General features: G+C 64.0%; 25 protein-coding genes. 11 read left to right on the forward strand and 14 right to left on the reverse strand.

Features of this window, described 5'->3' with window-relative positions:
* Window positions 1-15: 15 nt before the first annotated feature.
* From AC1DZP_RS22995 to AC1DZP_RS23005, 3 genes are all read left to right on the forward strand, one after another.
* Complete coding sequence (locus tag AC1DZP_RS22995) at window positions 16-912, forward strand: aminoglycoside phosphotransferase family protein (protein WP_477305579.1); 897 nt, start codon at window positions 16-18, stop codon at window positions 910-912.
* Between the two features lie 130 nt (window positions 913-1,042).
* Entirely contained in the window at window positions 1,043-2,191 is a 1,149-nt protein-coding gene (locus AC1DZP_RS23000; protein ID WP_477305581.1) for an amidohydrolase, read from the forward strand.
* A 187-nt stretch (window positions 2,192-2,378) separates the two neighbouring features.
* Window positions 2,379-2,852, forward strand: a complete 474-nt coding sequence (locus AC1DZP_RS23005; RefSeq protein WP_477305706.1) for a VOC family protein — start codon at window positions 2,379-2,381, stop codon at window positions 2,850-2,852.
* Between the two features lie 12 nt (window positions 2,853-2,864).
* On the opposite strand, the gene AC1DZP_RS23010 is transcribed toward AC1DZP_RS23005, so the two are convergent.
* The 4 genes from AC1DZP_RS23010 to AC1DZP_RS23025 form a co-directional block, all read right to left on the reverse strand.
* Window positions 2,865-3,791 (reverse strand): DMT family transporter, encoded by a 927-nt coding sequence (locus tag AC1DZP_RS23010; RefSeq protein WP_477305583.1) that lies wholly within the window; start codon window positions 3,789-3,791, stop codon window positions 2,865-2,867.
* A gap of 108 nt (window positions 3,792-3,899) precedes the next feature.
* Window positions 3,900-4,502 carry a DNA-3-methyladenine glycosylase gene (locus AC1DZP_RS23015; protein WP_477305585.1) on the reverse strand — a complete coding sequence of 201 codons (603 nt, stop codon included), beginning with the start codon at window positions 4,500-4,502 and terminating at the stop codon, window positions 3,900-3,902.
* 18 nt (window positions 4,503-4,520) lie between these two features.
* Entirely contained in the window at window positions 4,521-4,901 is a 381-nt protein-coding gene (locus AC1DZP_RS23020) for a nuclear transport factor 2 family protein (protein WP_477305587.1), read from the reverse strand.
* Window positions 4,902-4,992: 91 nt separating this feature from the next.
* A complete protein-coding gene (locus AC1DZP_RS23025) occupies window positions 4,993-5,847 on the reverse strand; it encodes an SMP-30/gluconolactonase/LRE family protein (RefSeq protein WP_477305589.1) in 855 nt (284 codons plus the stop codon).
* A gap of 114 nt (window positions 5,848-5,961) precedes the next feature.
* Here AC1DZP_RS23025 and AC1DZP_RS23030 point away from each other — a divergent pair, with 114 nt between their 5' ends.
* Window positions 5,962-6,762, forward strand: a complete 801-nt coding sequence (locus AC1DZP_RS23030; RefSeq protein WP_477305591.1) for a helix-turn-helix domain-containing protein — start codon at window positions 5,962-5,964, stop codon at window positions 6,760-6,762.
* Window positions 6,763-7,115: 353 nt separating this feature from the next.
* Window positions 7,116-8,495 (forward strand): adenylate/guanylate cyclase domain-containing protein, encoded by a 1,380-nt coding sequence (locus AC1DZP_RS23035; RefSeq protein ID WP_477305593.1) that lies wholly within the window; start codon window positions 7,116-7,118, stop codon window positions 8,493-8,495.
* Between the two features lie 71 nt (window positions 8,496-8,566).
* On the opposite strand, the gene AC1DZP_RS23040 is transcribed toward AC1DZP_RS23035, so the two are convergent.
* The 3 genes from AC1DZP_RS23040 to AC1DZP_RS23050 all read right to left on the reverse strand — a co-directional run bounded on the left by AC1DZP_RS23040 (window position 8,567) and on the right by AC1DZP_RS23050 (window position 10,914).
* Entirely contained in the window at window positions 8,567-9,394 is an 828-nt protein-coding gene (locus tag AC1DZP_RS23040) for a C40 family peptidase (protein ID WP_477305594.1), read from the reverse strand.
* Between the two features lie 108 nt (window positions 9,395-9,502).
* Window positions 9,503-10,444: a CHAD domain-containing protein gene (locus AC1DZP_RS23045; protein ID WP_477305596.1), complete on the reverse strand. Its 942-nt coding sequence runs from the start codon at window positions 10,442-10,444 to the stop codon at window positions 9,503-9,505.
* Window positions 10,441-10,914: a CYTH domain-containing protein gene (locus AC1DZP_RS23050; RefSeq protein WP_477224845.1), complete on the reverse strand. Its 474-nt coding sequence runs from the start codon at window positions 10,912-10,914 to the stop codon at window positions 10,441-10,443. The genes AC1DZP_RS23045 and AC1DZP_RS23050 overlap by 4 nt, the downstream gene beginning before the upstream one ends.
* A 104-nt stretch (window positions 10,915-11,018) precedes the next feature.
* On the opposite strand from AC1DZP_RS23050, the gene AC1DZP_RS23055 reads away from it, so the two are divergent.
* The 4 genes from AC1DZP_RS23055 to AC1DZP_RS23070 are packed head-to-tail and all read left to right on the forward strand — an operon-like array spanning window position 11,019 to window position 14,728.
* The gene (locus AC1DZP_RS23055; RefSeq protein WP_477305598.1) at window positions 11,019-11,711 is read left to right on the forward strand and encodes a CerR family C-terminal domain-containing protein; all 693 of its coding nucleotides are present in this window, start codon (window positions 11,019-11,021) and stop codon (window positions 11,709-11,711) included.
* Between the two features lie 13 nt (window positions 11,712-11,724).
* A complete protein-coding gene (locus AC1DZP_RS23060) occupies window positions 11,725-12,678 on the forward strand; it encodes an HlyD family secretion protein (RefSeq protein WP_457151753.1) in 954 nt (317 codons plus the stop codon).
* Entirely contained in the window at window positions 12,675-13,595 is a 921-nt protein-coding gene (locus AC1DZP_RS23065; RefSeq protein WP_477305600.1) for an ABC transporter ATP-binding protein, read from the forward strand. The genes AC1DZP_RS23060 and AC1DZP_RS23065 overlap by 4 nt, the downstream gene beginning before the upstream one ends.
* Window positions 13,592-14,728: an ABC transporter permease gene (locus tag AC1DZP_RS23070; protein WP_477305602.1), complete on the forward strand. Its 1,137-nt coding sequence runs from the start codon at window positions 13,592-13,594 to the stop codon at window positions 14,726-14,728. Before AC1DZP_RS23065 ends, AC1DZP_RS23070 begins: the two co-directional genes overlap by 4 nt.
* A 247-nt stretch (window positions 14,729-14,975) precedes the next feature.
* Here AC1DZP_RS23070 and AC1DZP_RS23075 read toward each other — a convergent pair whose 3' ends face one another.
* Both AC1DZP_RS23075 and AC1DZP_RS23080 read right to left on the reverse strand, forming a co-directional pair.
* Window positions 14,976-15,953, reverse strand: coding sequence for a threonine/serine dehydratase (locus AC1DZP_RS23075; RefSeq protein ID WP_477305604.1), 978 nt, complete (start codon window positions 15,951-15,953; stop codon window positions 14,976-14,978).
* Window positions 15,954-16,330: 377 nt separating this feature from the next.
* Window positions 16,331-16,654, reverse strand: coding sequence for a hypothetical protein (locus tag AC1DZP_RS23080; RefSeq protein WP_477305606.1), 324 nt, complete (start codon window positions 16,652-16,654; stop codon window positions 16,331-16,333).
* A gap of 170 nt (window positions 16,655-16,824) precedes the next feature.
* On the opposite strand from AC1DZP_RS23080, the gene mbfA reads away from it, so the two are divergent.
* A complete protein-coding gene (mbfA, locus tag AC1DZP_RS23085) occupies window positions 16,825-17,808 on the forward strand; it encodes an iron exporter MbfA (protein ID WP_095083821.1) in 984 nt (327 codons plus the stop codon).
* Window positions 17,809-17,972: 164 nt separating this feature from the next.
* Here the strand turns inward: mbfA and AC1DZP_RS23090 are convergent, their stop codons facing one another.
* The 3 genes from AC1DZP_RS23090 to AC1DZP_RS23100 form a co-directional block, all read right to left on the reverse strand.
* The gene (locus AC1DZP_RS23090) at window positions 17,973-18,317 is read right to left on the reverse strand and encodes an antibiotic biosynthesis monooxygenase family protein (protein ID WP_477305608.1); all 345 of its coding nucleotides are present in this window, start codon (window positions 18,315-18,317) and stop codon (window positions 17,973-17,975) included.
* Window positions 18,314-18,646 carry an NIPSNAP family protein gene (locus tag AC1DZP_RS23095; protein ID WP_095083814.1) on the reverse strand — a complete coding sequence of 111 codons (333 nt, stop codon included), beginning with the start codon at window positions 18,644-18,646 and terminating at the stop codon, window positions 18,314-18,316. The genes AC1DZP_RS23090 and AC1DZP_RS23095 overlap by 4 nt, the downstream gene beginning before the upstream one ends.
* A gap of 97 nt (window positions 18,647-18,743) precedes the next feature.
* A complete protein-coding gene (locus AC1DZP_RS23100; RefSeq protein WP_477305610.1) occupies window positions 18,744-18,953 on the reverse strand; it encodes a DUF1127 domain-containing protein in 210 nt (69 codons plus the stop codon).
* A gap of 68 nt (window positions 18,954-19,021) precedes the next feature.
* On the opposite strand from AC1DZP_RS23100, the gene AC1DZP_RS23105 reads away from it, so the two are divergent.
* On the forward strand, window positions 19,022-19,696 hold the full coding sequence (locus AC1DZP_RS23105; protein ID WP_477305612.1) for an ArsR/SmtB family transcription factor: 675 nt from the start codon (window positions 19,022-19,024) through the stop codon (window positions 19,694-19,696).
* 37 nt (window positions 19,697-19,733) lie between these two features.
* Here AC1DZP_RS23105 and ligD read toward each other — a convergent pair whose 3' ends face one another.
* On the reverse strand, window positions 19,734-22,274 hold the full coding sequence (gene ligD / locus AC1DZP_RS23110; protein ID WP_477305614.1) for a DNA ligase D: 2,541 nt from the start codon (window positions 22,272-22,274) through the stop codon (window positions 19,734-19,736).
* A 13-nt stretch (window positions 22,275-22,287) separates the two neighbouring features.
* The gene (gene ku, locus AC1DZP_RS23115; protein WP_477305616.1) at window positions 22,288-23,160 is read right to left on the reverse strand and encodes a non-homologous end joining protein Ku; all 873 of its coding nucleotides are present in this window, start codon (window positions 23,158-23,160) and stop codon (window positions 22,288-22,290) included.
* Window positions 23,161-23,184 lie beyond the last annotated feature (24 nt).

Genomic DNA, 23,184 nt, shown 5'->3' on the forward strand with positions numbered 1-23,184 from the left:
GCAGGACGAGAACTGATGATGCATGACGATCAGGTGGATCTCGACATCGATGTCGCCCGCCAGATGATCCGCGATCAGTTTCCCCAGTATCGTCATAAGGACATCACCCCAGTCAGATCGTCGGGAACCGTCAACGCCATCTTCCGCATTGGCTCGAAGAGCACTGCGCGGTTCCCACTGCGGGCGATGAACCCGACCGAATGCGCCGATATGCTTCGGTCGGAGGCCGCTGCCATGGTCGAGCTTGGAGAACATTGCCTGTTTCCGACGCCTCAACCGATTGGTCTCGGCGAGCCAGGTCCTCACTATCCAATGCCATGGGCATTGCAAACGTGGATCGAAGGCGAGGTTGCCACGCCGCACGGGCTCAGTGGATCGACGACGTTCGCCCTGGACCTTGCACACCTCGTGGCATCGTTGCGCAAAGCGGACACACGGGGCCGACGCTTCGACGGTCAAGGACGTGGGGGACATCTCTCCGATCATGACGATTGGATGAATGTTTGCTTTGAAAACAGCGAGGGCCTTCTCGACGTGGCTCGCCTGCGCGACTTGTGGGCTCGCTTCCGCGAGTTGCCATCCGCTGGGCCTGTCGTGATGAGTCACAAGGACCTTATCCCACCAAACCTTCTCGTGCAGGGCGAGCGTCTTGTCGGAGTGCTTGATGGCGGCAGTTTCGGACCAGCCGACCCGTCGCTGGATTTGGTCGTCGCGTGGCATCTTCTGGACCGCGAGCGAAGGGCGACCTTTCGGTGCGGCCTTCAAGTTGAGGACCTTTGGTGGCAGCATGGTGCGGCTTGGGCATTCCAGCAGGCGATGGGTCTCGTCTGGTATTACCATCGCACCAACCCCGCCATGAGTGCGCTTGGGCGCAGCACGCTCTCTCGCATTCTCGATGATCCCGACATCTGAACTCCGGTAGTCGGGGCGCGCGCCATTCCGGAACTCGCTCTGGCACAACCCGCTCCGGATTGACCGCCTTTGTCCCTTGGCGGAAGTTTCGTTGCGTGTGTTATGCAGAACGCAAGCGGAGGCCGACAACGTGACCCTGACCAATCGAGACATCGTCGAGCTTACGGCATGGCGGCGCCAGCTGCACCAGCGCCCGGAAATCTCGAATGAAGAGGAGAGGACGGCCAAAGAGGTCGTCGACTTCCTCGCCGATACGGGACCGGACGAGGTGCTGACCGGATTGGGCGGGCACGGCGTGGCGGCGGTCTACGAAAGTGGCGAGGCGGGACCGACACTGTTGTTCCGCTCGGAACTCGATGCGCTGCCGATCCACGAACTGTCCGGCGCGCCACATGCATCGCTGGTGCCTGGCAAGTCGCATATGTGCGGCCATGACGGACACACCGCGATCCTGGCGGCGCTTGGCCGTCAGCTGGGGCGCGAGAGGCCGGCTCGCGGCCGTGTCGTGCTGATGTTCCAGCCGGCTGAGGAAACCGGCAACGGCGCTGCCGGCGTCGTCGTCGATCCGCGCTTCGGCGCGATTGCGCCGGATTTCGCGTTTTCATTGCACAATCTGCCGGGCGTGCCGCTCGGCGAGGTCCGGCTCAAGACCGGCGTGGTGAACTGTGCATCGCGCGGCATGCGCATCGTGCTGGAGGGGAAGACCGCGCATTCGTCGATGCCCGAGACCGGCATCTCGCCCATGATGGCAATCAGCCAATTGATGCCGGCCCTGCCTGCGCTGGGCATCGGAACCTTTGCCGACGACGACTTCAGCATGGTCACCGTCACCCATGCCGAGATGGGCGAAGCCGTGTTCGGCATTGCGCCCGGCCAGGCCGAGATTTGGGCGACGCTACGCACCCGGCGCGACGACCGCATGGCCAATTTATGCGCCGCCACGGAAGCCCTGGTCACGCGGATTGCCGCCGAGCATCGTCTGTCGCCCCGGTGGGACTATCATGAGGTGTTCGTGGCCAGCGTCAACGCACCGGAGGCGGTGGAGCATCTGCGGCGAGCGCTCGACGAGGAGGGCGTCCCGCACGGCGAAGAAAACCTGCCGATGCGCGCCTCGGAAGATTTCGGCGTGTTCGGCCACAAGGCGGCATCGGCGATGTTCTTCCTTGGAGCGGGCGAACGGCACCCGGCGCTGCACAATCCCGACTATGATTTTCCGGACGACCTGATCCCGATCGGGTCGAAGGTGTTCATGCGGACGCTGCGCAACCTTCTTGGCTAACGCCGGCTACGGTCAACTCGAATGCAGAAAACCCGGTCCACAGGAACATCGTTTCGTGGGCGGAACATCCGATGGCATGAGCGCATTTTGTGCTCGCACCGTCGAGGCTGACTCTGAATCGCCGCCGGGGGTGCGTGGGAAACCGGGCCGCAATGGCTTCAAAAAGGGAAAGGGACAAGCAATGGCAATCGCCAAGAACACGATCTGCGTATGGTACGACAAAGACGCCGAGGCTGCAGCCCGCTTCTACGCCGAGACTTTTCCCGACAGCGCGGTGAGTGCCGTCCATCTTGCGCCCAGCGACTACCCGTCCGGCAAGGCGGGCGATGTGCTGACTGTCGAATTCACGGTCGCCGGCATCCCCTGCCTCGGCCTCAATGGCGGACCGGTGTTCAAGCACAACGAAGCCTTCTCGTTCCAGATCGCCACCGACGATCAGCAAGAGACCGACCGCTACTGGAACGCCATCGTCGGCAATGGCGGCCAGGAAAGCGCATGCGGCTGGTGCAAGGACAGATGGGGTGTCTCCTGGCAGATCACGCCGCGCGTGCTGACCGAGGCGATGGCTGCCGGCGGCGATGAAGCAAAGCGCGCCTTTGATGCGATGATGGACATGAAGAAGATCGACGTCGCCGCGATCGAGGCCGCACGGCGCGGCTGACGACAGGCACCGTCAGACTGTCGCCTCGATCGGCTCGGCCAGCTTCGGGTTTGCGCGCGCCGCGATCAGGCAGCCGGCGACGATCAGGCATGCTCCTGTCAGCGTGGTCCAGGTCGCCGCCTCGTCGAAGAAGAACCAGCCAAGCGCGATGGCCCAGATGAAGGCCGAGTATTCCGTCGGGATCAGATATTGCGCCTCGGCGCGGGCGTAGGACCAGCTCATCAGGAATTGCCCGGCAAGCGACAGCACCGTCACCCCGGCCAGGGGAAGCCAAAGGTTGGTCGGCAGTGCCACCGCGAGCCACGGCGCGGCGAGGCCGAGGAGAATGGCGACGCATAGATTCTGAAACAACATGATCTCGATCGGCTTGGCCAACTGCGCCTGTTGCCGCGCCAGGATCAGATTGTAGCCGTAGAACACCGTCGATACGAGCACCGCCGCCGTGCCCAGCATGGCATCGTGCGAATAGCTTTCCCGCCCGAACTGGCCGGCCATTATGATCGCGACGCCAGCGATGCCGGCCAGCGATGCCCATATCGTCTGCCGCCGGATTCGCTCGCCCAGCAACAATGCGGCGAGGAAGAGGGCGAACAGGGGCGCGATGAAGCTGAGCCCGATCGCCTCCGCCAGCGGCAGCCTGGCCAGACCCCAAAAGAAGCATATCAGGACGATGCCGACGACCGCGGCACGCAGCGCATGCAGCCGCAGCACCGCAAGGGTTGGCTTTGAGCGCGCCCCTGCAGACCAGGCCGCACCGGCGACGACAGTCGCGACAATGCTGCGCCACAGCACCGTGTTGTAGACGCCGACGGCGATGACCAGGGTCTTCATCGCCGCGTCCATCCCCGACAGCAGGAAGATCGCGAACGCGCATACCAGCACCGGGGTCATCGGGGAAACGGCACCGGCCAGGCTGGATGTCTTGACGGCTTCACTCATGTGCAGCCGGATATCTCGGAGCGAACGGCAGCACCAGATGGCAGCCCCGTCGATATGGCGGTCCAATCCCGACCGGCCTTGTGTCCGTCGAGACAGGGGGCAGTCCCCTTATTCGTTGAGCGATCTCGGCCCGCTGACGAACGGGCTCCCCCTGACGTAAAATCGCAGCAGGCGGCTCGCGTCCCGCGAAATGCCGATCCTGGTGCTCTGCCCCATTTCGCCGGGCTCGTCGTCCTCACCATGTCCGAGCCACAGCGGGCCTTGCCGGCAAAGATCGAGCCCGTCGAGCGAACGATCGATCCGCAACGCCGTGGCAAGCCTTCCCGGTCCTCGCGCCAGGTCGCGCAAGCGCTCGATGCCGCGATTGAGCCGCATGATGGCGATGCCTTCGAGCGGCTCGAGCGCCCGGATCAGGACGCCGGTCCCGATCCCTTGCATCTCGCTTGAGACGTTCAGCATGTATGAGATGCCGTAGGCGACATAGACATAGGCGTGGCCGGGCTCGAGAAACAGCGAACGGTTGCGCGAGGTCATTCCCCGATAGCCATGCCCGGCGGCATCGCCGACGACATAGGCCTCGGTCTCGACAATGCGGCCGCTGGCGACGCCTTCCGGCAATTCTCGCACCACCACCTTGCCAATGAGATAGCGGGCGAGAGCGGCCGTATCGTTCGGCAGCTCCGGGCGTGCGAGTGGGCGGCGGATGACCATCCTTATGGCGGCCTCGTTTCAGGGGATCCGCTCGACCCATTGCGCGCGCGAAGGCCCTGGCTCGAACGGATCGCCGAAATACTGCGTCTCGCGGGCCACCTTGCCATCGAGGAACTCCATGATGCTCACGGTGTAGGACGGCCGCCCGTCATAGGCCAGGACATACTCAGTGACCCAGAGGTCGCCCGCGCCGGCGATCCGACGCACCGTGAAGCGCTTCCGGTTCGGCTGCGCGGCGCGGGACGATTGAATGTTCTGCCGCCCGCGGATGCGCTCGCCCGATTGCGGATAGTCGAGCACCGCATCCTCCCGATAAATCTCGTGCTCGGCCTCGAAATCGCTCGCATCGGAGGCGGCCCAATGGCGATCCAGAGCCACGCGAATCTCCCCGTCTTCCATATCAACCTCCTTCGCCGCCTATGCCGGGCCAGCGTACCATACGCCAGCCTGGAAGTCGGGACGAGCCGGCTAACAATACTGGAAGACAACCTCAGTCGAGTGTCAGCGCGGCAACTTCGCCCTCATTCATCAGCGGCACGAAAATGGTCGACTTGCCGTCGGTGCCGATGTCGGCGCTGCCGGGCTTGAAATGCGCCACCACTTCGGGCGCGGCGCCGGCACCGTAGCGGTAGAGCGTGCCGGTCATATAGGCGGTGGCGTAGATGGTGTCGCCGATGGCGATGACGCCGTCGAGATCGGCGAATTTCTGCGCGCCGGGCAAGGGCGAAACCGCCTTGCTGGCGAGATCGACCGACAGCAGCCCGCCAGGCTCCGCCGTGCTGAAATCGGGCTTGATGCCCTTGCCCCAGGAGGCGACGATCAGCCGGTTGCCGTCGGCGAAGACGCCGTTAGGCGAAGCCAGCGCCGCATCCCTGATGAACAGCTCAGGCCGGTCACCGTCGATGCGGTAGATGGCGTCGGCCAGCATGTCGGTCACATAGACCTTGCCGGATCGGTCTGCTGTCATGTCGTTGAGGAAGACTGCATTCGGCACCGTGATGCTGGAAACCAGTTTGCCGCTGGCGAGATCGACGACGCGAACCTTCGTAATGTCGGCGACATAGAGCTTGCCGCCCGATATCGCCATGCCCTTGGGTGCATCCATGCCGTCGGCCCAGCGCTGGGTGATCGTCTTGCCGTCGCTGGACAGCACCGAGAGATAGCCGTTGCCGTCGGCATCGCCGGGATTGCCGACGATGTTGGAGACGATGATGCGGTTGTTGGCGGCGTCGAACAGCGCCGATTCCGGCTGTTCAAGGCCCGTCGCGCGCCAGAGCTCGCCAGCCTGGGCGGCAGGCGCCGCCACGATGCCGATGACTGCGAAAAGGGGGATGAAGCGGTTCATGAGAGCTCTCCTGTGATGACGGGGGAAGAGCTACGGTTTTCGATACTTTCAGAAAAGACGGATTACCGCTAGTATCGTAAATCGATACGAAACTGCCGGCAAGAGGTGCATCCGATGAACGGTTTGATCTTCGAGGCGCTGAAGCGGACGCTGAAGGCCAAAGGCGTCACCTATCGCCAGCTTGCCGAACGCATGGGCGTTTCCGAACCGACGGTGAAGCGCATCTTCCATGGGCGCAACTGCAAGCTCGACCGGCTAATGGAGATCTGCACGGCTGCCGGCGTCGAACTGGAAAACGTGCTCGGCTCGATGAACCGCGGGCCAGGGCCGGTCAACCACATCGCGCCGGACATCGAGCGCAGGCTCGCCGGCCGGCCGGCGCTGCTGTTCATCTTCGTCATGCTGTCGGAAAAATTCACCCCCGAAGGCATCATGCGCTCGCAAGGCCTGAGCGAGGCCTCGATGTTCCTTTATCTGCGCGATCTCGAGGAGCTTGGCCTGATCGCGCTCGGCCGGGGTCTCACGGCACGATTGCTGGTCGAGACGCCGATCCAGTGGAATTTCGAGGGGCCGCTGAGGCCGCTGTTCGAGATGACCAACAAGAATTTCATCGGCTGGGCCATCACCCATATCGAACGGGAAGCGACCTTCGTCAGTTTCAGCAGGCGGATGCGGCCGGAAACGGCGGAGATGGTACGGCGCGAGGCGGAGGATCTGGCCAATCGCGCCAAATTGCTTGCACATCACGACCAGCACACCACGCCGGAGGAGGAGCTGGTCGGCTACAAATGGACGTTCGCGTTTGGCGCAACGCCGTTTCCGGCGATCATGCCGATTGGGCCGCATCCGCGCGATGCCGGAGCGTTCGATCGGCCCGCCGCCCCTGCAAAGGGACGCCGCCCGTTACCGGCCTGACACGGCCAATCATCCCGAGCAGGATAGGGCGCGTTGGGATAGAACAGATCCGGCACCAACACGGTATAGCCCTCTGCAGCCAAGCGTTCCGCCATGCCGCCCAGCGCCGGCCGAACGCATCCATGCAGAGAATAACGCCGGGCGCTGCGGTTTTTTGGTGACCTGAACAGGGAGCTTCCGCCTGTCCCGCTTCGGTTTTCACCATGATCTTTTTTCCGGATATTTTTGCTCTCTGCAGCCGCGTTTCAGAATGAAATCACATTCATGATAGAGTTCGCGCACTGATTTGTCAGACTGTAGAGGGCGGGTTTGCCGAATGGGTGGCACGTCCCCCGTGAAATCGAAGTGATCCTATGCCGACCGCGCCAGCGCCAACACTTGAACTTCGCCGCTATTCGCGCCTGAAAAATTTGCGGGCGCGCGCAGAACGCCAGGGTGCTGCATTGCAGTTCTGGGCGCGTACGGCATCGCTCGCTGTGATCGCCTGCTCCTTTTCATTGATCAGCCGCTGGGATGCTTCGCTGCTCTTCGTGCTGACAGGCCTCGTGCTGTTCCAGCTCATCGGCCTGATCCAGTTTCTCTTTGCGCGCCGTCGCACGACGGCGCGATGGTGGATCGGTTACCTCGTCGGTACGCTGGACATCATTCTGTTGACCGTTCTGCTGGTAACGCCCAACCCGTTTTCCCTGGAGGTCGCGCCGGCCGCGATGCAACTGCGCGAGGGCAGCTTCAAATTCCTGCTGATTTTCGTATGCCTTGGCGCGCTGACCCTTTCGACACGATTGGCGCTCTATCTTGGCGCGCTCGCGGCCTTGACATGGGCGATCGGGGTGGAATGGGTGATTTATCATCCGGGAACCGTCATTCCGGCGACGAACCTCTATTCGCTGCCGATGACAGAGCGACTGAACCTTTATCTCAACCCCAATTTCGTCGATACATTTGCGCAGGCGACCAACGTGTTGGTTGTGCTGATTATCGGCGCGATCATGGCGCTGGTCGTCTTTCGTTCCCGACATCTGTCGGAAGACTATGTGAAGGCAGAGCGCGCCCGCGCCAATCTCGCCCGGCATTTTTCGCCCAATGTCGTCGACCAGCTCGCCACCGACGACGAGCCCTTCGGCCCGGTCCGCCGGCAGGATATCGCGGTGCTGTTCGCCGACATCGTCGGCTTCACACACTATTCCGAGGATCATCCGGCCGAAGCAGTGTTCGAACTTCTGCGTCAGTTCCACCGTCGCATGGAACAGGTCGTTTTCGACCACCATGGCACCGTCGATAACTATATCGGCGATTGCATCATGGCGACATTCGGGGTTCCGCAAGCCAGCCATGACGACGCGACTCGGGCCATCCAGTGCGCTGAAGCGATGGTCGCCGCTCTCGAAGACTGGAATGTACAGCGGGTGTCCAGGGGATACCCGCCGCTGGACGTTCGGATCGGTGCACAATATGGCGCAGTTGTCATCGGCGCGGTCGGCAGCGAGCGCAATCTGTCCTTCGCGGTGGTTGGCGACACCGTCAACGTCGCCAGCCGTTTGCAATCACTATGCCGTGAGCTCCAGGCGAATATTTGCTTTGGGTCACGACTGATTGACGCCGCGAAGGCGGAATCGCCCACGACACAGTTGAATGCGCGCGATCATGGACCGGTGAGCATCCGGGGCCGGGACGAACCGGTCCATGTCTGGATCGAACCCAGAACCGAAAACCAGGGTGCGGTTTCGGCGTGATGTAGGCCGCCATGTGAAACGCCTGCACCCCGGCTGGATGGCGGTAGGCCGCGCCATAGGGGGCATGTCTATCACGTGTCTGAGGCGATTGCCCCAGCCTTTGCGGCTGCGGCGTCTGAGCTTGCCCTGTCGTCCCACGTCACCGCCCGGTAGTCGAAACCATATTCCAGCGTCGGCTTGACGATGCGGAAATAGGGCGACAGGTCGAAATCGCGCGGCGTGTACAGCGAGTGGTGGCGGATATGCAGGATTTCCCTGCGTGAATAGTTGGACTGCGCCGACGCGCGGCCGGGCGCGCGGGTGATTTCGGGCAGGATCGGATAGCGGATCTGGCCGTAGGCCTCGGCGATCAGCGAGGAACAGATGGCCCGTGTCGGGTCGCCGGAGCCGAATGCCAGCATGCGGCGGCGCCAGCGCACCGGCACCGGCGGCGCCGGCAGGAAATAACGCAGCATGTCGAGGATGTTCTTGAGATCGTATTTCAGGCCGAGCTTACCGATCATGAAGGCGACGACCCTGTCGCGGTCCTCCGGCGCCAGGCCGCTCGCCCGGCAGATGCGGGTGTTGTAGGTGCGATAGCGCGACAGCGGCACGGCGACGCAACCTTCGCCCATCGAGACTTCGATCAGCCGCGGCCGCTCCGTTCCGTCTTGCGGCTCGGGCAACGCATCGCCGACATAAAGGGCCGCGTGCGACCAGGTCGACTGGGTCAGGTACTTGATCACCGCCGAGATCTTCTGGTTGCCCTCGATCAACAGGATGTCGCCGGGCTCCAGCGCACGGCGCAGCGTCTCGGCATCGGACGGGGTATAAGGTTCGTAGCCGGAAGACTCCTCCTGCAGCGCGCCGGCGAGCCGGCGGCCAAGTCGATCCAGAAGCGTGTCTCTGAGCTCGGTCATGCCAAATGCCGATTAGCACGGGCAGGCGCTGGGTGCCAGCGGGAGGGTGGTTGCGCCGACGTTGGCTACCCCCTCCACACAGGGGGAGAAGGGAGAGGATAGCTCCCGTCAGCCGGCGGTTGCGATCAGCTCGTCCTGGGCTGCCTCGGCCAGATCGCCGCGCGCCTTGCGGGCCAGTTTGCGTGTCGAGCGTTTGGGACTGTCGCCGAACAGCTCGGCCGCCTCGGCCAGGCAGGCCTTCTTCAGCTGCTTTTCCGACCGCTTCAGAAGCTTGCCCAGGAGCCTGGTGTCTTCGGGCGGTCCGAGCGGACGGTCATCGGCCTCGAGCAGGTCGCACATGACGAACAGATCATGCAGGTCGCCCAGCCGCTCACCCAGTGCGTCGACCGCCTTGCGCCTGGCCTTGATCGGCGTCGGCCACAGCCTGCCGAGCAGCGACAGATGCATGCCGTGCGTCTTGGCCGCCTTGCGCAGATCGTGGAAATCATTGGCCGCGCCGCGCGATCCGGCCCTGTCGAGCGCTTTCCTGGCCCGGCGCAAGGTGGCGCGGGCACCTTCGGCAAGCACGTCGGCGGCCTGTTCCGGCTGATCGGGCAGAGCGAGGGTTTCGATCCGGTGCAGTCCTTCCTCGCAAGCGGCGGTCGCGGCAGCGATTGCCGCGTCGAGCCCGGCGCCTTCGTGCAATTCATGCTGCCGGGCAATCAGCCTGTCGCGCACCGCGCCCAGCCCGTCGTCGGCGCTCTCCTTGGGAAAGCTTGCCGCCAGCCGGTCGACGGTCTCGATCAGCGCCGTCGCCTCGCGCGGCCCGGCAAGCAGACCCGCCACGTTGCGGTAGCATTGGTTCTCGGTCTCGCAGAATGTTCCGTCACCGGAACGAACAAGCCTCAGCAACGCGCGCGCGCTCTTCAGCCGCTTGCGGCATTTGTGCAGCCCCTGTTCCGGCCGGCTGCGCGCGGCGTCAAGATGGGCCATTGCCTTGCCGATTTCCTCGGCAAGGATACGCCTGACCTCGCCGGTCAGCGGCAGGCGCGGATCGATGCGAAAACTCATGCGGCGATCTCCGGAATCCCCCCGAGGGCGAGCGACGCGTTGTAAAATTCAGACTCACCAGTGACCTCGCGGCCGAGCCAGTCAGGCAGCATTTCGTCAGGCACGTCCTCCGGCGTCTCAAGTTCGGCGACCACAAGTCCCGCAAGCGGACCGCCAAAGACATCCACCTCATAGAGATGGCCGCGATGCCTAACATGGTGGCGTGTCTTCTCGATGACACGCCCAAGTGCGAAGGCCAGCATCTCCTTGGCGTCCGCCAGCGGGATCGTATATTCGAATTCGTCGCGCACGCGCGCCCTGCTGCCGAATTTGAGTGTCAACTTGGCGGAAGCGTCGTCGCTGATGCGGATGCGCAGGGTTCGACCGGGGGTCGCGGCAAGATAGAACTGGCGAATGCGGATATCCGCCTCGACCAGATCCCGCCATGCTGTGCCGGAGACCAGGAATTTGCGTTCGACTTCCTTGCCCATGGCCGCGCACTAAAGCGTTAACAGCCGGCCGTGGCAAGATGGTTGCGTACGCAAGTTTGAGTCATCCATTGACTTTAATCAATCGATTGATTAAAGTGCGCCTCATGATCAAGTTACCCGACACCGGAAGTCCCCGTCGCGAGACGTCACCCGCCGAGATGACGCGCGCGGCCCTCGTCCAGGCGGCGCTGAAACTGTTCGGACGGCAGGGATTCGACGGCACCTCGACGCGCCAGATCGCGGCCGAGGCGGAGGCCAATATCGGCTCGATCGCCTATCATTTCGGCGGCAAGGAGGGCCTTCGCGCCGCCGCCGCCGACTTTATCGTCGAGACCATCCAGACGGTTGCCGGCCCGGCGCTCGGAAATGTGCCGGCGACAGCGGCAGGACCGGCCAATCCGGAGGCGGCGCAAGCGCTGCTCTTCGCGGCGCTGGAGCGGATGGTCGGCTTTGTCGTTGCCAGCCCGCAGGCCGGCGAGATCGTGCAGTTCGTGCTGCGCGAGCTTTCGCATCCGACGGCAGCGCTCGACCGCATCTATGACGGCGTGTTCGAGCCGACGCACCGCCGGCTGTGCCAGCTCTGGGAGCAGGCGACGGGAGAGCCGGCCGAAAGCGAGGCCACGAGGCTCACCGTGTTCACGCTGATTGGCCAGGTTATCTATTTCCGCATCGGCCGCGAGGCGGTGATGCGCCGCATGGGCTGGAACGACATTGGCGCTGCCGAGGCAGCCAAGGTGGTGGCGGTCACATCGGGCAATCTCAAGGCCATATTGGCTGCCCGCAAGGGCCAGGGATGAAGGGGCAAAGACCATGAGCTTTCTGTGTTCGCTGCCACTCGCCGCGCAGCTTTTCAGCGCCTGCGCGCCGGCAGCGCCGCTGGCCGTCGGCTATGTCGAGGGCGATTATGTGCTGCTGGCGCCGATCGAGGTGGCGCAGGTCGAGACCGTCACCGTCAAGCGCGGCGACCGTGTCACACCCGGCACGACCGTGGTGACGCTGGAAAGCGCCGATGCCAAGATCGCGGTCGCGCAGGCCGAGGCCGGCCTGGCCCAGGCCCAGGCGCAATTGGCCGACCTGCAGATCGGCAAGCGCCCGGAAGAGATCGCGGTGCTCAGGGCCGAGGTCGACATGGCCAGCGCGCAGGCCGCCGACGCCAAGCGCAAATACGACCGCGCCGCCGATCTGTTCAAGCGCGGCGCCGGCACGCAGGCCGATTTCGACACCGCTTCGGCGACATTGGAGACAGCCAATGCGCAGGTCGGCCAGGCCAATGCCAATCTCGCTGTCGGCGGCCTGCCGGCGCGCCCCGAGACGATCAAGGCCGCCGACAACCAAGTCAAGCAGGCGCAGGCGACCCTGGAGCAGGCGCGGTGGCGGCTGTCGAAGCGGGTGCTGGCGTCGCCATCGCCGGGCCGCGTCAACGATGTCATCCGCAATCCGGGCGACACCGCCGGCCCGACCTCACCGGTCATTTCGATCCTGCCCGACGGCGCCGTAAAACTCAGCGTCTACATCCCGGAAGCCGCCTTCTCCTCGGTCAAGGTCGGCACCTTGCTCGGCGTCCATTGCGACGGCTGCGGCCCGGACGTGAAGGCGCGGGTCAGCTACGTCTCGCCGGATCCCGAATTCACGCCGCCGGTGATCTATTCCTTGGAGAACCGGCAGAAGCTGGTCTATCTGGTCGAGGCTCGGCCGGAAGGCGATGCCGGCCCGCTGCAGCCGGGCCAGATCGTCGATGTCGATCTGGCGGATGGCGGAAAATGAACGCCATCGACGTCCATGGCCTGGTCAAGCGGTTTGGCGACAAGACCGTCGTCGACCATGTGACGATGACGGTCGCCGAAGGCGAGATCGTCGGCTTTCTCGGTCCAAACGGTTCGGGCAAGACCACCACCATCCGCATCATGTGCGGCCTGCTGACGCCCGACGAGGGCGAAGGCACGGTGCTCGGCTTCAACATCCGCACCGACAGCCTGCGCATCAAGCGCGAAGTCGGCTACATGACGCAGAAATTCTCGTTCTACGAGGATCTGACGATCGGCGAGAATCTCGAATTCGTCGCGCGGCTTTACCGGTTGAAGCCGGTCGAGGAGCATGTGGCGCGTACGCTGGAGGAACTCGGCCTGACGACGCGCCGCAACCAGTTGGCCGGCACCTTGTCGGGCGGCTGGAAGCAGCGGCTGGCGCTGGCCGCCTGCATCATGCACAAGCCGAAGCTGCTGTTGCTCGACGAGCCGACGGCCGGCGTCGATCCAAAGGCGCGACGCGAGTTCTGGGACGAGATCCATCGCCTCGCCAGCGGCGGGCTCACTGTGCTGGTCTCCACCCACTATATGGACGAGGCCGAGCGCTGCCACCGCATCAGCTACATTTCCTACGGGAAGATGCTGGCCACCGGCACCGTCGCCGAGGTGGTGAAAAATGCCGGGCTGACCACTTTCGTCCTGCAGGGCCCGCGGCTCGACCAGGTGGCGGAAGCGCTTCAGGGCCGGCCCGGCGTCGACCAGGTGGCGCCGTTCGGTGCCACGCTGCATGTCGTCGGTTCCGACAGGAAGAAGCTGGAAGCCGCGCTCGCAGATGTAGAGAAGGAGCATAAGGGCGTGAAGGTGGCGCCGGGCGAAACCAGCCTCGAGGACGTCTTTATCCAGTTCATGTCCGGCTCGAGGGACAACATGGCATGAACAGTGTCTTTTCCTTCGCCCGCCTTGGCGCGCTGCTGATCAAGGAGTTCATCCAGATGCGGCGCGACCGCATCACCTTCGCCATGATGCTCGGCGTGCCACTGATGCAGCTCGTGTTGTTCGGCTATGCCATAAACAACGACCCGAAGAGCCTGCCGGCCGCGCTGGTTGCGACCAGCAGCGACCCCTACACCCGCGCCATGGTCTCGGCGCTTCAGACCACCGGCTACTATCGTTTCGACCATGTCTCGCAAAGTGCGGCCGACGCGGAATTCCTGATGTCGCGCGGCGATGTCGCCTTCGTCGTCACCATCCCCGCCGATTTTGCCCGGCGGGTCGAGCGCGGCGACAGCCCGCAGATCCTGATCGAGGCCGACGCCACCGATCCGGCCGTCGCCAGCGGCGCCATCTCGACGCTCGGCACCGTGGCCAGCCAGGCCCTGCTCAGGGCGCGCGGCATGCAGGAGGCGGCCGCCGAGGCAGCCCTTGGCCAGCTCGAAGTGGTGGTGCACCGGCGCTACAACCCGGAAGGCATTTCGCAATACAACATCGTGCCCGGCCTGCTCGGCGTCATCCTGCAGATGACGATGGTGATGATGACCTCGATCGCGCTGACCCGCGAGACCGAGCGCGGCACCATGGAGAACCTGCTGGCGATGCCGTCCAGCCCGCTCGAGATCATGATGGGCAAGGTGCTGCCCTATCTGGCGGTCGGCGGCGTGCAGGTGGTGGTGGTGCTGGCGGCGGCCAAGCTGTTGTTCGGCATCCCCTTCACCGGGTCGATGTCGCTGCTCCTGACTGCCGTGCTGATCTTCGTGCTGGCGCTAGTGCTGCTCGGCTACACGATCTCGACCATCGCGCGCACGCAGATGCAGGCGCTGCAGCTCACCTTCTTCTTCTTCCTGCCGTCGATCATGCTGTCCGGCTTCATGTTCCCCTATCGCGGCATGCCGACCTGGGCGCAGGCGTTCGGCGAGATCCTGCCGCTGACGCACTTCCTGCGCATCATCCGTGCGGTGATGCTGAAGGGTGCAGAACTGCCGGCGGTGGCGACGGAGATCGGCTGGCTGGTGGTGTTCGTGGCGTTGTTTGCCGGCGTCGCGCTGGTCCGGTTCAGGCGGACGCTGGATTAGGGTCAGGCCGCTACTGCCCGGAGACTTTTGAGGTCGGCGGGACAGCACCCCCCTCTGGCCTGCCGGCCATCTCCCCCGCAAGGGGGGACATTGGCAGTTTCAGCGCTGCGCTTGCTCCTGCGATGGCGGCGATTGGCGAAAGCAGAGATAACGCCCAATCTCCCCCCTTGTGGGGAGATGCCCGGCAGGGCAGAGGGGGGTGGGAAGGATCGCTGCGGCTGTCACCCTGCGCGACCGCGTTCTTCGCCTACGCCGCCGCCATGATCTCGGCATAAGTCCCGAAATCGACGTTGCCGCCGGACAGCACCACGGCGACGCATTTGCCGGAGAGCTCGATCTCGCCCGATGAGAGTGCCGCCAGCGCGACGCAGCCGCCGGGTTCCACCACCAGCTTGAGACAGGCCATGGCGTCGCGCATCGCCTGTGCCGTCGCCTTGTCGGAGACGGCGATGGCCCCGGCTAGGTTTCTGCGGTTGATCTCGAAGGTGATCACGCCGGGCTCGGCGGTCAGGATCGCATCGCAGATCGAATTGTGGCCCGGCTCGTTCGAAACCCTGGTGCCGGCGGCCAGCGAACGGCGGGTGTCGTCGAAATGCTCGGGCTCCACCGCCCAGACCGAAGTGCTGGGAGAGGCGTCCTTGACGGCGACGGAAATGCCGCTCGACAGGCCACCGCCGCCGCAAGGGATGACCACGGCGTCGAGGCTGACGCCAAGCGCTTTCGCCTGGCGCATCAATTCGAGGCCGATCGTGCCCTGGCCGGCGATGATGGCCGGGTCGTCGAAGGGCGGCACCAGCACCATGCCTTTCTCGACGTAAGGGCCCACCACGGTCATGCGGTCGTCGCGAAAGCGGTCGAACGGCACCACCTCCGCCCCCATCTTGCGGACATTGCCGACCTTCATCGCCGGCGCGTCGGCCGGCATGGCGATGACCGCCTTGACGCCGAACATCGCCGCCGATGCCGCGACGCCCTGCGCGTGGTTGCCCGACGAGAAGGCGACCACGCCACGGCTGCGCTCCTCTTCACTGAGTGAAGAGAGCTTGTTGTAGGCGCCGCGGAACTTGAACGAGCCGGTGCGCTGCAGCGTCTCCGGCTTGAACAGGATGCGGGCGCCGAAGCGCCGGTTCAGCTCCTGCGATTCGATCAACGGCGTTTCTACGATCAGGCCGGCAAGCCGGGCTGCGGCGCGGTGGATGTCTTCTATGCCGGGAGGGGTGGTCATGGCGGATCCTGCGAAAAGATGGTCCGACCATGGTGCACGGAAACGGCCGCGCGACACCAACGAAAAAATGTGACGGTTACAAAATCAACCCCGAAACGGCCCGACCTCTCTTCCGCGACAACCTTCGAGTTTGGCCGAAGCCATCCAACTTCGTCATCCCTGGGCGGAGCAGGAGCGAAGCGACGTCGCGGAGACCCTGGGATCCATGCCGTGATATCTCCGCGCGACGGCGGTGCAAGATCTTGGTGCAGGGCGGAGAGGCTACAGAACAAGCTCTATTCTGCGCCGTTGGGTTCTTCCTCGCCGTCACGGCATGGATCCTCAGGTCTGCGCTACGTCGCTCCTTGCTTCGCTCGTGGATGACGAAGCCATGTTGCTTATCCCAACAACGCCCGCTGCCGCCTGGTGCCACCCAGCTTGCGCCAGCTGTTGAAGCGGTGGGTGGCGGCGGCGAAGGAGATTTTCATCTGCTGGGCGACCGAATAGCGCGACTTGCCTTCGTCGAACATGCGGTAGCAGCACTCGACGCCCTCTTCGGTCAACTTGCCGTCCGGGGCCTTGTTGTGCGGGTTGGCGGGGTCGAATTTCTCGACCTGCTGCTCGACCAGGCCTTTCAGGCGTTGCAGATCGGCCTCGATGCTGGCGATGAGATCGAGAACGGGCTTGGGGTCATAGTTTTGCGGGGGCTGGTTTGCCGTCATCTGCGGAATCCTTTTCCTTGGCTTAGCCAAATATAGGTGAACATTCGCTGATAATGAAGGGGTGCGGCGCACGCGGGCTTCAACAATTGTTGACCGCGACCCAGGCGCGCATTGACCTGGGACACATCAAACCCTAGTTTAGAATCATTCTAAACTAGGGTGAATTCCTCATGCTTTCCCGTGTTTTCGGTTTCGGCCGCCGTCCCTTCGAATCGCTCTCCGAACAGGAGATCCTGGCACTGGCCATTTCGTCCGAAGAAGATGACGGGCGCATCTACCGGGCCTACGCCGACGGACTGGCGGAAAGCTTCCCGCAATCGGCAAAGGTGTTCGAGGAGATGGCCGAGGAAGAGGATGGCCATCGCGACTCACTGATCGAGCTTTTCCGCCAGCGTTTCGGCGATCGCATTCCGCTGATCCGGCGTGAACATGTGAAAGGCTACTTCGAGCGCAAGCCTGACTGGCTGGTGAGACCGCTCGGCATCGAGCATGTGCGCAGCCAGGCCGAGGCGATGGAGCGGCGCGCCTATCTGTTCTACGTCGAGGCGGCCAAGCGCACCACCGATGCTTCCACCCGGAAACTGCTCGACGATTTGGCGGTGGCCGAGCAGGGCCACGAAACGCTGGCGCAGCGTCTGGAACAAAAGCACGTGCCGGGCGAAGTCAAGGACGAAGAGGCCGTTGCCGAGCAGCGCCAGTTCATCCTCACCTATGTGCAGCCGGGGCTGGCCGGGCTGATGGACGGGTCGGTGTCGACGCTGGCGCCGATCTTCGCCGCGGCTTTCGCCACGCATGATACCTGGCAGACGCTCCTTGTCGGCCTCGCCGCCTCGATCGGCGCCGGCATTTCGATGGGCTTCACCGAGGTCGCGTCCGACGATGGCAAGCTGTCGGGCCGCGGCTCGCCGATCAAGCGCGGCCTCACTGTCGGCATCATGACGACGCTCGGCGGGCTCGGCCACGCGCTGCCCTATCTCATCCCCCAGTTCTGGACGGCGACGGCGGTCGCCGCGGTGGTGGTGTTCTTCGAATTGTGGGCGATCGCCTTCGTCCAGAACCGCTACATGCAGACGCCCTTCCTGCGTGCCGCCTTCCAGGTGGTGCTAGGCGGCGCGCTGGTATTCGCGGCCGGCGTGCTGATCGGGAATGCTTAATTTGACGACAGGGTCGGCGCCGCCCCTCACCCTTACCCTCTCCCCGTGAAGAACGGGGAGAGGGGGTCGCCAGCGTTGGAGCGCTTCCCTTCTCCCCGTCACTATACGGGGAGAAGGTGCCGGCAGGCGGATGAGGGGCAACGCCGACACCTACCCGCTAACCCTCATCCATTCACTGCGCGGCTATCCGCCGGCGCCTCTGCCCTTTCCGTCAGCCCGTAGTCACGCACGACATGGGCGATGCGCAGACGGTAGCCGGCAAAGATACCGCCACGGCCGGCCCTCTGTGCCTGCCGGTGCTCCTCGGTGTTGCGCCAGGCCTTGACCGCCTCCTCGTCGCGCCAGAACGATAAGGACAGGATGCGGTTCGGGTCGGAGAGACTCTGGAAGCGCTCGATCGAGACAAACCCGTCGATGCCGTTGAGCAGAGGGCGCAGGTCGGCAGCGATGCGGAGATAGGCATCGCGCCTGCCCGCCGCCGGTTCGACCTCGAAGATGACGGCGATCACGGCAGCACCAGTTTCGCGTGTGGGCCGGAAGCCAGTTTCAGGAACATGCGATCCTCCCTCTGGATGAACTTTTCGCGGCGGGCGAACTCGTAGTTTGCCTTGCCGGCAGGGTCGGCGGCAAGCCGGGCGCGGTAGGCCTCGTAGGCCGCCAGGCTGTCGATGTTGTAGGCGGCGTAGGCTGTCGTGGCCGAGCCCTCATGCGGCGCGAAATAGCCGATCAGGTCGGCGCCGCAGCGCGGAATGACCTGGCCCCAGTTGCGGGCATACTCCTCGAAGGCCGCCTTGCCGAACGGGTCGATTTCGTAACGGATGAAGCAGGTGATGGTCATGGTGGTCTCCTTGGCGGGTTGATGTCTTCTTGCGGCGACATTTCGAGCGGGGTCGAAGCATCCCCAGGGTCGATGTGCTAGGCAATTCCCTTGCGGGTCATGCCTGCCAGAAGGATTTCGCGCATTCACGGCGCACGTCTTCCGGCGTCAGGCCGAGGTCGCGCAGCAAATGATCGTCGATCTCGGCGAGGTCGAGGCGCTGCACATGGCGGTCATGCCACCGGGCCAGCAGCCGCAAACGGAACCAGGTGACGAACGAGAACGATCGGCGGCTGGGGAGCGGTGCGGAAGTGGAAGCGGTTGTCATCGTCGTCTCCTTGATCTGGCCGGAGAATAATGCTTACCTGACAAGAATGCTTCGATGAGGAACGAACTATGCGTGAAGGACCTGACATCGCCCGCATCGCCAGCCTGGTCGGCGATCCGGCGCGGGCAAACATGCTCAACGCGCTGATGGGCGGCACGGCCTTGACGGCGAGCGAATTGGCGCTCGAGGCCGGCGTGTCGTTGCCGACGGCAAGCTCGCATCTGTCCAAGCTGATGGAGGGCGGGCTGCTGACGCTGGCGAGCCAGGGAAGGCATCGTTATTACGGCCTCGCCGGACCGCAGGTGGCGGGCATGATCGAGGCCATCACCGGTGTCGCAGAAGCCGTTGGGCCAAAGCGCGTCCGGCCGGGCCCGCGTGACGGCGCCATGCGCGTGGCGCGCGTCTGTTACGATCACCTCGCCGGCGAGCAGGCGGTGGCGATGCTCGATCGTCTCGTCGAGAAGGAAGTCCTGCTGCGCGACGACAAGGAGATCAGGCTCGGGCCGTCGGCGGCACCACATTTCGCCGCCATCGGTATCGATGTCGATGCCAAGCCGCGCCGGCCGGTCTGCCGCGCCTGTCTCGACTGGAGCGTGCGCCGTTCGCACCTCGCCGGCACGCTTGGCGCTGCCATCCTCGACAAGATCCTCGCCGAAAAATGGGCGCGCCGCGAGAAGGACAGCCGCGCGGTCATTTTCTCACCGCCGGGCAAGCAGGCTTTCGAGAGGGTGTTTTTGGGCTGAGATGTTGGCGGGACAGCCCGAGCATGTGCGGAAGAAACTAGCCCCGCCCCAGCACCTTCCCCTGCCCGAAGAAATCCGCCCAAGGATCGGCTTCCGCCAGCTGCCTCAGCGTCGTCTTGTCGCCGATCGGGAAAGCGTTCGGCGCCAATCCCGCCTCGATCTCGGCCCACGTCACAGGCATCGACACGGTGGCGCCCTTCTTGGCGCGTGACGAATAGGGCGCGACCGTCGTCGAGCCCCGGCCATTGCGCAGATAGTCGACGAAGATCTTTCCCGTGCGCGCCTTTTTCGAAAGCGTCGCCGTGTAGCGGTCGGGCGAGGCCTGTTCCAGCGCCTTGGCAAAATCATGCGCAAAGGTTTTCACTGCGTCCCAGTCCGCAGATGGTTTTAGCGGCATCACGACGTGGTAGCCCTTGCCGCCTGAGGTCTTGACGAAATTCGGCAGCGACAGCTCTTCAAGCTTACCTCTGATATCGAGTGCGGCCTCGCGCACGGCTTTCACGTCGACGCCCTCATCGGGGTCAAGGTCGAAGATGATCTGGTCCGGCTGTTCCAGCGCATCGACGGTGCAGCCCCAGATGTGGATCTCGACCACGCCATACTGGACGAGCGCTGCGACGCCGTCGAAATCGCGGATGAACAGGATCTCCTCGCCGTCGGTCGGGTCTTTCATCCGGGCGATCTTGTCGCTCATGCCGGCCGAGGCATGCTTTTGGAAGAAGCGCGGGCCGCCGACGCCGTCCGGCGCCCTGACCAGGCTGAGCGGTCGGTTGACGATGAACTGTTCCATGCGCGGCCACACCAACGCGTAGTGGTCGAGCAGGCCCTGCTTGGAAATCTTTTCCTCGGGCCACAGCAGCTTGTCGGGGTGGGAAAGCTTCACGCTGGTCGTCATCGCTCCGGCAGGTTTGCCAGCGCTGCCTGATACCGGCTTCGCCTTGGGCGGGCTCTTGCCTGTCGAAGCCTCCCCGGTCGAAGACTTCCCTGCCGCAGACTGGGGCTTTTCCTGCACGACTTCCTCCGCCGGCTTGTCCTCGCGCAATCCCTGGAACGATGCATGGCGTATTATACGGTCGGATGTCCAGCTGCGGAACTCCACTTCGCCGACCAGTTCGGGCTTCACCCAGACCAAGCCCTTGCCTTTCGGCACGGCCTTGTCGAAGGGCGAACGCTCCGCCTTCAGCGCATCGAGTCTTGTCTTGAGTTCGCTGGCGGTCTTGGCCGAGAAGCCGGTGCCGACACGGCCGGCATAGTGCAGTCGGCCACCCTCGTGATAGCCGACCAGCAGCGAGCGCAGCCCGCGCCCGGTCTTGTCCGACGGCAAATAGCCGCCGATGACGAACTCCTGCCGCGCCGTGCATTTCGACTTCACCCAGGAAGGACCGCGCCCGCTGCGATAGGGTGCATCGGCGCGCTTGGAGACGACGCCTTCCAGCCCCATGCGGCAGGCATGTTCCAGCATGATTTTGCCGGGCTCGGCGAAATGGTCGCTGAAACGGACGGCCGCGTTCTCCGGCGGCTTGCCCAACAGGTCCTGCAAGGCCTGCTTGCGCTCGACCAGCGGCTCGCCGCGCAAATCCTTGCCATCAAGCCGCATCAGGTCGAACACATAGTAGATGAAGCGATCTGTCCGTTTCGCGGAGAGGTCGGCCTGCAGCAGCGCGAACGACGACACGCCGCTGTCGGCCAACACGACGATCTCGCCATCGATGATGGCGTCGCTGCATTTCAGTCCGGCGAGTTCCGCGGCAATCGCGCCGCCGAATTTTTCCGTCCAGTCGAGCCCGGTACGAGTCAGCAGCTGCACCTCCGTGCCGGCAATCTGCGCCTGCATGCGATAGCCGTCGAACTTGACCTCGTGCAGCCAGTCCTTGCCCGGCGGTGCGTCCCGCTCCAGCGTCGCAAGCTGCGGTTCGACGAAGTCCAGGCGCCTGCCGGTCTTTGCCTTGCCGGCGGCCGGCTTGTTGGAATGCCAGACATCAGGCTTCTCGCCCCTGGCGGCCTTGCCTTCGCCGATCTCCTCGATCGTCAGGCCCGACTTCACCGATTCCGGCGCCTCCTTCAGAATGTCCTCGCCAGGGCGCGCCGCGGCATCGTCCGATTTGATCAGCAGCCAGTTCTCGCGCTTTTCGCCCGCGCGCGGCTTCAGCCGCACCAGGTGCCACAGACCATGCAGCTTGTGGCCTTTGAGCTCGAAGGTGATATGGCCCTTCTTCATCGCCTTGGCCGGGTCGATTTCGGGAACCCAGGTGCCCTTGTCCCAGACGAGCACCGACCCGCCGCCATATTCGCCCTTGGGAATGGTGCCTTCGAACGGCGCATAGTCGATCGGATGGTCCTCGACATGCACGGCCAGCCGTTTCTCATGCGGGTCGAGGCTTGGGCCGCGCGTCACCGCCCAGCTCCACAGCACGCCGTCCTGCTCCAGGCGAAGGTCGTAGTGCAACCGTGTCGCAGCATGCTTGTGGATGACGAAGATGCCGCCCGCCTTGGCGTTCTCGCCGCGCCCGACCTTGCCGGCCGGTTCGGACGTCTTCTTGAAATCACGCTTGGAATGATACTGTTCGAGGCTGGCCATCTGTCTCTGATCCTCAGGCCGATTTGCGCTTGGACGCTCCGGCTTTCGGCTTGGTGCGTCTGGCCGCGGGTTTTGCTTTTGCCGGCGTGGAAGCCTCCGATGCAACGGCATCCGAAGACAGGCTCTTCTTCAGCGCGTCGAACAGATTGACGACGTTTGACGGCTTGGGCTCTGCCTTGGCCTTCGGCGCCTTCCTGCCGGCCTTCCTGGCCCGGATCAACTCCAGCAACGCGTTCTCATATTTGTCCTCGAACTGCGAGGGATCGAACTTCGCCTTCTTCTTGTCGATGATCCGTTCGGCTAGATCGGTCATCTCCGGGTTGCTCTTCACATCCTTGATGTCGCCGAAGACGGAGTCCGGTTCGCGCACCGTGTCGTCGTAGCGCAGCGTCGTCAGCACCATGCCCATGCCGCGCGGTTCGATCACCACCGGGCGTTCGCGGTTGTAAAGCACGATGCGCGCCAGCCCGGCCATCTTCTTGTCCGCCATCGCATCGCGGATGACGGCAAAAGCCTCTTCCGACACCTTGTCGGCCGGCGTCACATAGTAGGGGGTGTCGAGATAGATCTGCTGGATCGAGGATTTGTCGACGAAACCGTCGAGCGCCATCGTGTGCGAGGACTCGATCTGCACCGCCTCGATCTCGTCTTCCTCGATGCGGACGAAGTCGCCGTCATTGACTTCATAGCCCTTGATCTCATCCCCCTCGCGCAACGGCTTGCCATTTTCTGCGTCGACATAGATGCGCTTCACGGTGTTGCCGGTCTTGCGGTTCAGCACCCGGAACGAGACTTTCTCGGCGTGAGTGACGACGTTGGTCAATTCGACGGCACAGGTGACCAACGACAGCTTCAGATAACCCTTCCAGGCCGGACGCGGCGCCATGACAATTCCCTTCGCAACAGGTCT

Source organism: Mesorhizobium sp. P2_F8, from assembly GCF_056403655.1.